10 protein-coding genes are annotated in these 7,777 nt (G+C 71.6%); all 10 read left to right on the top strand.

Going from position 1 to position 7,777, the window contains the following annotated elements; genetic code table 11:
* Window positions 1–825: penicillin-binding transpeptidase domain-containing protein (locus tag AOK16_RS15320; RefSeq protein ID WP_276202505.1), on the top strand; the 825-nt coding region annotated here is incomplete at its 5' end.
* A gap of 254 nt (window positions 826–1,079) precedes the next feature.
* Complete coding sequence (locus AOK16_RS15315; protein WP_079101413.1) at window positions 1,080–1,622, top strand: flavin reductase family protein; 543 nt, start codon at window positions 1,080–1,082, stop codon at window positions 1,620–1,622.
* Window positions 1,623–1,636: 14 nt separating this feature from the next.
* Entirely contained in the window at window positions 1,637–3,181 is a 1,545-nt protein-coding gene (locus AOK16_RS15310) for an AMP-binding protein (RefSeq protein ID WP_079101412.1), read from the top strand.
* 27 nt (window positions 3,182–3,208) lie between these two features.
* Window positions 3,209–3,466 carry a phosphopantetheine-binding protein gene (locus AOK16_RS15305; protein WP_055472802.1) on the top strand — a complete coding sequence of 86 codons (258 nt, stop codon included), beginning with the start codon at window positions 3,209–3,211 and terminating at the stop codon, window positions 3,464–3,466.
* A gap of 13 nt (window positions 3,467–3,479) precedes the next feature.
* Window positions 3,480–3,857, top strand: coding sequence for an ectoine synthase (locus AOK16_RS15300; protein ID WP_055472801.1), 378 nt, complete (start codon window positions 3,480–3,482; stop codon window positions 3,855–3,857).
* Window positions 3,858–3,948: 91 nt separating this feature from the next.
* On the top strand, window positions 3,949–5,115 hold the full coding sequence (locus AOK16_RS15295) for an acyl-CoA dehydrogenase family protein (RefSeq protein WP_055472800.1): 1,167 nt from the start codon (window positions 3,949–3,951) through the stop codon (window positions 5,113–5,115).
* Window positions 5,105–5,947 carry a transglutaminase-like domain-containing protein gene (locus tag AOK16_RS15290; RefSeq protein WP_107098356.1) on the top strand — a complete coding sequence of 281 codons (843 nt, stop codon included), beginning with the start codon at window positions 5,105–5,107 and terminating at the stop codon, window positions 5,945–5,947. The genes AOK16_RS15295 and AOK16_RS15290 overlap by 11 nt, the downstream gene beginning before the upstream one ends.
* Window positions 5,944–6,270: a DMT family transporter gene (locus AOK16_RS15285; protein ID WP_240483580.1), complete on the top strand. Its 327-nt coding sequence runs from the start codon at window positions 5,944–5,946 to the stop codon at window positions 6,268–6,270. The genes AOK16_RS15290 and AOK16_RS15285 overlap by 4 nt, the downstream gene beginning before the upstream one ends.
* Window positions 6,270–6,764, top strand: coding sequence for a DMT family transporter (locus AOK16_RS25690; RefSeq protein WP_079101411.1), 495 nt, complete (start codon window positions 6,270–6,272; stop codon window positions 6,762–6,764). The genes AOK16_RS15285 and AOK16_RS25690 overlap by 1 nt, the downstream gene beginning before the upstream one ends.
* A partial coding sequence (locus AOK16_RS15275) for a styrene monooxygenase/indole monooxygenase family protein (RefSeq protein ID WP_169790897.1) occupies window positions 6,761–7,777 on the top strand: 1,017 nt, incomplete at its 3' end. The genes AOK16_RS25690 and AOK16_RS15275, both read left to right, overlap by 4 nt.

Raw genomic sequence — 7,777 nt, 5'->3', positions numbered from 1 at the left:
TTCAAGGTCGTCACGGCCGCGGCGGTGCTGGACGCGGGGGTCCTGCCCTCGATCCACTCCGGCACGGACACCCCCGACCCGTACACCCTGCCCGGCACCAGGACGCGGCTGACGAACGAGGCGCGCGGCTGCCGGGACGCGTCGCTGCTGTACGCGTTCGCGGCCTCGTGCAACACCGTGTTCGGGCATCTGGGGGCGGACGTGGGGCTGAAGCGGATGGCCGAGGCGGCGGAGGGGTTCGGCTTCAACGACCCCTCGCTGCACGTCCCTTCGGCCGTCGCGGCCAGCAACTTCGACACCTCGATGGACAAGGCGCAGGTCGCGCTCTCCTCGATCGGGCAGTACGACACGCGGGCGACGCCGCTGCAGATGGCGATGGTCGCGGCGGCGGTGGCCAACGACGGGTTCGTCCAACGCCCGTATCTGGTGGACCGGTTGGCGAAGTCGGACGGTTCGACGGTCGCGAAGACGGACCCGGAGCCGTACCGGCAGGCGATGAGCCCGAGTACGGCGGTGCAGCTCAGGGAGATGATGGTGGCCGCCGTCGAGGCGGGCACGGGCGGCCGGGCCGCGATCGAGGGGGTCGAGGTCGGCGGCAAGACGGGCACGGCCCAGCATGGCGTGGACAACTCCGGTACGCCGTATGCCTGGTTCATCTCCTGGGCACGGAAGCCGGACGCGATGGACCCGGGGGTCGCGGTCGCGGTGGTCATCGAGGACGCGGAGGCGGACCGGGCCGACATCAGCGGTGGCGGCAGCGCGGCGCCGATCGCCCGGGACGTGATGGCGGCGGCGCTCGGGCTTCCGCTGAACGGGGCGGAATAGCGCACCGGGAAGAGCCGCGGGAGGAGGACCCGGGAAAGCTCCGGGAAGCGCCCGGGAAGAGGCGCCGAGGGAGAGCGCCGGGGGTGAGCGTCGGGGGCGCTTCAGGGGTGAGCGCGAAAACCGTTCCCGTTTCCCCTACTCGACCGGGTAGGGGAAAGCGCCTGCTCGAACGAGTAGTGGCCGCTGGCCACTACTCGCCCTTACTGTCGTGAGCGTTCCCAAAAGGGGTCCAACACGCCAAAGGGGGGGCTGTGATGGTGAAAGGCCAGTGGCCTGCCGAGCGACCCGTATGTAGAGAAGAGGAATTCCGCGCGGCCGCCGGGAAATTCGCTTCCGGAGTTACGGTCGTGTCCACCCGGAACGGCGCCGAGGTTTTCGGAAAGACCGTTTCCGCATTCGGTTCGCTCTCGCTCGACCCGCTCATGGTCTCGGTCTCGATCGGCCGGCTGAGCCCGCTGGTGACCGCGATCCTGGCCTCCGAGGTCTTCGCAGTCAGCGTCCTGAACCACGACCAGCAGCACGTCTCGCGCCACTTCTCCACCCAGGGCAACGGCCGCGCGGTGGGCTCGTTCCCGACCGTGGCGACCGAGCGGGGCGCCACCGGAGCACCCGTGGTCGCCGACTGCCTGAGCTGGTTCGACTGCCGCCTGGAGAACGTGGTCGGCGGCGGGGACCACGCCATCGTCATCGGCCGGGTGGCCGCGGCGGGCAGCCGCGAGGGGCGGCCGCTGCTGTATTTCGACGGCGGGTACCGCGAGCTGCGGCAGCCGGCCGGCGCCGTGCGGGCGCACGGCTGACGGGGAGCGAGAACATGCCTTCACGCACCTTCCTCACCTCCTTCGCCGCGCACGCCCGCCGCGCTCCCGACTCCCCCGCCCTGACCTGGCACGGCCGCGAGGTCTCGTACGGCGAACTGGCCGGCCTCGTAGAGCAATTGCGCCGCGAACTGCCCGCCCACGCCGGGCCGAAAGCGCCCGTGTGCCTGCGGGTGCGGAAGTCGCCCGCGGCGATCGCGCTGGTCATCGCCTGCCTCGCGGACGGGCGCGCGGTGCTGCTGCCGTCCGCCGAGCTGGGCGCGGACACCTTCCGCGAGCTGGCCGCCGCGTCCGGCGCCGACCGGATCCTCTCCCTGGGGGAAGCCGTGCACGCCGGGGGCTACGGCGGGCTGACCGCCGAGGCCGTGGAACCCGCGCCCGGCGCGCCCCGGGTCCCCGAGGACGCCCGGCTGCTGCTGACCACCTCCGGCTCCACCGGCCTGCCGAAGGTCGTGCCGCTCCGGCTGGACGGGGTCGAGGCCTTCACGGCCTGGGCCGCCGAGCAGTTCGGGCTCGGCCCGGGCAGCCGGGTGCTCAGCTACGCCCCGCTCAACTTCGACCTGTCGCTGCTCGACATCTGGACCACACTCGCCGTCGGCGGCTGCACGGTGCTGGTCGCGCAGGACCGCGCCACCGACGGCGCCCACCTGCGGGAACTCCTCGCGGGCGGGGTCGGGTTGGTGCAGGCCGTGCCCATGGCGTACCGGCTGCTGCGGGACGCGGGGCCGCCGGAGGAGGCGGTGTTCCCAGGCGTGCGGCAGGTGGTCTTCACCGGGGACGCCATGCCGCCGCGGCTGCTGGCGGCGCTGCCCGCGATGTTCCCGGAGGCCGCCCTCCACAACCTCTACGGCTGTACCGAGACCAACGACAGCCTGATGCTGCGGCTGGACTCGTGGCCGTACGAGACGGGGGCGGCGCACCGGACCGGGGAGCCGGACGGCGCCGGGGCCGCCCCGGCCGGCGGGGCGCTGCCGCTCGGCCTTCCGCTGCCCGGGGTCCGCGCCCTGCTCGTCCGGCCCGGGTCTCTCGACCCGGTGGAGGGGCCCGGCACGGGCGAACTCCTCGTCCACACCCCGTTCCAGGCCCACGGCTACCTCGACCCCGAGCTCAGCCGCGGCCGGTTCGTCACCCGCCGGGACCCGGACGGCGCCACGCGCGCGTACTTCCGGAGCGGCGACCTGGTCAGCCGGGACGCGGAGGGGACGCTCCGGCTGGTCGGGCGCGCCGACTTCCAGGTCAAGGTGCGCGGGGTGCGGATCAACCTGGAGGAGGTCGAGCGGGTGCTCCTCGCCCACCCGGAGGTGGCCGAGGCCGTGGTCGTGCCGCTGCCGGACGAGGTGGCCGGCAACCGGCTGCACGCGCTCGTACGCCGCTCCCCCGGAACCGGCCTCAACAGCCTCACCCTGCGCGCGCACTGCGCCCGGCGGCTGGCCAGGACCGCGCTACCCGCGGAGCTGGTGATCACCGACGAGGCGCTGCCGCAGGGCCCCACCGGAAAGACCGACCGCGCCCGGGTCAGAAGCCTGCGGCTGAACTCCTGAAGAACACCCGAAGGGACCTCAACGCCCATGGACCACACCGCGGAAATACAGCGGTTCATCGCCTCGGAATTCATCCCCGATATCGTGCCGAGCCAACTCGACCCCGATTACGACCTGCTGGAGACGGGCGTCGTCGACAGCCTGCAACTCGTACGGGTCATCACCTGGATCGGAAAGCGGTTCGACATTCCCGTGGAACAGGTGGAATTCACCCCGGACCATTTCCGTTCGGTTCGCGCCATCCAGACCTTCATCGACACGACCACTACTCAGGTAAGCAACTGAAAGGCGGCATCCAATGTTCGTTCGTGAGAAGTCCGCGTCCCAGACCGTCGAATGGGGCAACGGCCTCAGCACCCGCCTGCTCGTCCAGGCCGACGGCATGGGCTTCACCGTCGCCGACACACTCGTGCGCGCCGGCACCAAGTCCCGTCTCCAGTACCGCCGCCACCTGGAGGCCTGCTACTGCATCAGCGGCCGCGGCGAACTCATGAGCGCGGACGGCTCGGTCACGTACGAGATACAGCCGGGCGTCCTCTACGCCCTGGACCAGCACGACGCGCACTTCCTCCTCGCACACCCCGAGGAGGACCTGCACCTGATCAGCGTCTTCAACCCCCCGCTGCGCGGCGACGAGGTGCACAGCCTTGACGAGAGCGGCTTCTCCCACTACTGAGCCCGCTGGTGAGCTCCCGCCGCTGACGCGTGGGCTCCCGCCGCCGAACCGGGCCCAGGCCCCGAACCGACTGTCTCCGGAAGGACGTGCTGTGATCGAGTGGACCCGCGACCAGCGGGAGTTGCGCGCCGCGCTGCCGCCGCTGGGCGAGCGCCTGGGCGAGGGCCTGCGGGAGCGCGACCGCGCGGGCGAGTTCCCGTACGAGCAGTGGAAGCTCGTACGGGAAGCGGACCTCCTGCGGCTGCCCTTCGAGGAGCGCTGGGGCGGCCTCGGGCAGGACCTGCTGACGACGATGTACGTCCTGGAAGGGCTCGGACAGAGCTGCCGGGACGGGGGACTGAGCTTCTCCGTCACCACCCACATGGTCAGCACCGGCGTGCCGCTCCAGCGCTTCGGCTCCGAGGCACTCAAGGAGCGCTTCCTGCCCTCGGTCTGCTCCGGGGAGCTGATCGGCGCGCACGCCATCACCGAGCCCGAGTCCGGCTCCGACATGCTGTCGCTGCGCACCTCCGCCCGGGTCGAGGGCGACGAGCTGGTCCTGAACGGCAGCAAGGCGTTCGTCACCAACGGGCCGGTCGCGGGGCTCTACGTGGTGTACGTCTCGACCGGGCCGCAGGGCAGCCCGTTCGGACTGACCGCCGTGCTCGTCGAGCGCGACCGGCCGGGCCTCTCGGTGGGGCGGCCCATGGAGAAGATGGGGCTGCGCACCTCGCCGCTGTGCGAACTCTTCTTCGACGACTGCCGGGTGCCGCTCTCCAACGTCATCGGGCGGGTCGGCGCCGGCTTCCTGGTCTTCGACCACGTGATGAAGTGGGAGGTGCTCTGCTCGTTCGCCGTCAACGTCGGCGAGATGCAGCACCGGGTGGACCGGGTCGTCGAACACACCAGGACCCGCCGCCAGTTCGGGCAGCACATCGGCGCGTACCAGTCGGTCGCCCGCCGCGTGGTCGACATGCGCATCGCCACCGACACCGCCCGGCGCGCCCTCTACGACGCCGCTCTGAAGGTGGCCGCGGACGAGGAGGCCACCGCCGAAGTGGCCACGGCCAAGCTCCTGGCCAGCGAGGGCAACCTGTCCACCGCGATCGCCGCGGTCCAGACCTTCGGCGGCTACGGGTACATGGCCGAATACGGCCTGGAACAGGACGTACGCAACGCCCTGGCGGGAACGATCTACTCCGGCACCACCGACATCCAGCGCGGCCGCATCGCCACCGCGATGGGCCTTCAGACGGGACACGCACCACATGACCACTGACGCGGCGTCAGCATCCGGCCCGGCGGAGCTCTCCGTCCTCACCGAGCCCACCGAGTTCCTCGACTACGAGCACCCCGACGTCCAGGACTTCCTCGCCCACTCCGGCATCGACCCGTCGACACCCCCCGCGGAACAGGCCGTAAGGCTCTACTACGCGGTACGCGACGGCATCCACTACGAGGTCTACGGCACCGGCCTCTCCCGCGAGGCGCTGCGCGCCAGCTCGGTCGCCCGCGCCGGGCAGGGCTTCTGCCTGCACAAGTCCGTCCTCTACGCGGCGGCGGTCCGCGCCGTCGGCATCCCCAGCCGACTGGTCTACGCGGACGTGCGCAACCACCTCGCCTCCGAGCGGCTGAAGCGGATGGTGGGCGGGGAGGTGTTCCACCACGGCCTGGTCTCGGTCCACCTCGGCGGCCGGTGGCTGCGCGTGACCCCAGTGTTCAACGCGCTGCTGTGCCGGCTGTACGGGATGACGCCGCTGGAGTTCGACGGCACGGCAAGCAGCACGTACCACCCGTACGACGCGGACGGGGACGACGGGAAGCGGATGGAGTTCCTGCGGGACTACGGCGCGTACGACGACCTGCCCTACGAGCTGCTGATGGAGCGGATGCGCGTGCGGCACCCGGGGATGTTCGCCGGCGGCGACACGGTGGTCGGCACGGGCTCGCTGGCGGACGAGGCGCCGGGGCTGCCCGCGGCGGACGGGTCGGGGCCGGACGGGACTTCAGGGCTGGACGGGACTTCAGGGCCGGGCGGGGCCTCCGAGGGCGACGGAGCCTCGGTGGTCGGCCGGATCCCCGGGCCGCGCGGGCCGAGGCCGGTGGCGTGACCGTGGCCTGGTTCTACCTCTTCCTCGCGATCGTCTTCGAGATCGTCTTCGCGCTGGGCGCCAGCGCGTCCAAAGGCTTCACCCGGCTGTGGATCTCCCTCGTCACGCTCGTCGGCATCGTCGGCGGGATCTACTTCATCAGCCTCGCGCTGCGCGACCTGGACGTGGGCGTCGGCTACACGATCTGGACCGGGGTCGGCGCGCTCGGCACCGTCGTCTTCGGCGCGCTGATCTTCAAGGAGAAGATCACCACACCCAAGCTGCTCTGCTTCGCCGCCATCATCGGCGGCGTGGTCGGCCTGAAGTCGCTGGCGGGTGTGTGATGACGACGGCACCGCAGCAGACCACCGCCGAGGACTCCCCGGGGTCACCTCCGGGCGGCGCCACCCGCAAGGCCTGGACCCTGCTGTTCGTGGCCGCCGCTTTCGAGGTGGTGTTCGCGCTCAGCTCGGCGGCCAACGAGGGCTTCACCGTCCTGGTCCCCTCCATCGTCACGGTCGTCACCGGCGGCGGCGGGGTCTACCTCCTCAGCCTCGCGCTCAAGACCCTCGACGTCGGCATCGGCTACACCGTCTGGACCGGCATCGGCGCGGTCGGCTCGGTCGTCTTCGGCGCCGTGCTCTACGGCGAGCACATCACCGTCGGGAAGGTCGTCTGCCTGCTCGCCATCATCGGCGGCGTCCTGGGCCTGCACATGACGACCGGGAGCGAACCCGCGGAGAGCGACGCCACGGAGAGCGACGCCGCCGAGAACCGCGCCGGCGGGAACAGCGCAGCCGAGACCCCCTCTCAAGAAACCGGAGAACCCCAGAAGTGACGGCCCACGCCAACTCGCCCTCCCCCACGCCCCGTTCGGTCGCCGTAGTCGGCGCCGGACAGGCCGGGGTGCAGCTCGCCCTCGGCCTGCGCAGGAGCGGCCACCACGTCACCCTCGTGTCCAACCGCACCGCGCAGCAGATCCTGGCGGGGCGGGTGACCTCGACCCAGATCATGTTCGGCGACTCGATGGAGATCGAGCGCCGCCACGCCCTCGACCTGTGGCAGAAGGACGCCCCGGAGATCGAAGGCCTGTCGTTCACGGTCGCCGACGCCGCCGAGAAGGTCATCGACTTTGAGGCCCGGCTGGAGGCCCCCGCCCAGTCCGTCGACCAGCGCGTCAAGATCGCCGCCTGGCTCGGCCTGTTCACCGACGCGGGCGGCACCCTGCGCATCGCCGAGGCCGACACGGCGCTCCTGGAGGAGCTGACCGCGGACCACGACCTCGTACTCGTCGCGGCCGGAAAGGGCGAACTGTCCCGGATCTTCCCGCGCGACGACGCCCACTCCCCCTTCGAAGGGCCGCAGCGCACGGCCGCCATCACGTATGTGCACGGGCTGCGGCCCCGGGAGTCGTTCGTCGCCTGCTCGGCGAACCTGATGCCGGGGGTCGGCGAGTACTTCATCGTGCCCGCCCTGACCAAGTCCGGCCCCTGCGACTGCCTCTTCCTCAACGGGATCCCCGGCGGCCCGCTCGACCGCTTCTCCGCGGTCGCCGACCCCGAGGAACACCTCGCGCTCACCAAGGAGTTGCTCCGCGCCCACCTGCCGTGGGAGGCCGAGCGCGCCGAAGAGGCCGTACTGACCGACCCGGGCGGCGTGCTGGCCGGGCGCGTGGCACCCGTCGTACGCGAGCCCGTCGCCACCCTGCCGTCCGGGCGGAAGGTGCTCGGCGTGGCGGACGTCCTGGTCCTCAACGACCCGCTGACCGGGCAGGGTTCGAACTCGGCGGCCAAGTGCGCGGACCTCTACCTGCGGGAGATCCTCGCCCAGGGCGACCGGCCCTTCGACGAG

The organism is Streptomyces pathocidini, assembly GCF_001418495.1.
In the GTDB taxonomy this organism is placed as follows: Bacteria; Actinomycetota; Actinomycetes; order Streptomycetales; family Streptomycetaceae; genus Streptomyces; species Streptomyces pathocidini.
The sequence above is the reverse complement of the archived record's forward strand: the minus strand, read 5'-3'. Positions and strand labels throughout refer to the sequence as shown.

Bases quoted from the DNA above. Each gene is read 5' to 3' on its own strand.
- AOK16_RS15315 (WP_079101413.1), top strand. From the start codon at position 1,080: ATGGTGAAAGGCCAGTGGCCTGCCGAGCGACCCGTATGTAGAGAAGAG.
- AOK16_RS15310 (WP_079101412.1), top strand. From the start codon at position 1,637: ATGCCTTCACGCACCTTCCTCACCTCCTTCGCCGCGCACGCCCGCCGC.
- AOK16_RS15305 (WP_055472802.1), top strand. From the start codon at position 3,209: ATGGACCACACCGCGGAAATACAGCGGTTCATCGCCTCGGAATTCATC.
- AOK16_RS15300 (WP_055472801.1), top strand. From the start codon at position 3,480: ATGTTCGTTCGTGAGAAGTCCGCGTCCCAGACCGTCGAATGGGGCAAC.
- AOK16_RS15290 (WP_107098356.1), top strand. From the start codon at position 5,105: ATGACCACTGACGCGGCGTCAGCATCCGGCCCGGCGGAGCTCTCCGTC.
- AOK16_RS25690 (WP_079101411.1), top strand. From the start codon at position 6,270: ATGACGACGGCACCGCAGCAGACCACCGCCGAGGACTCCCCGGGGTCA.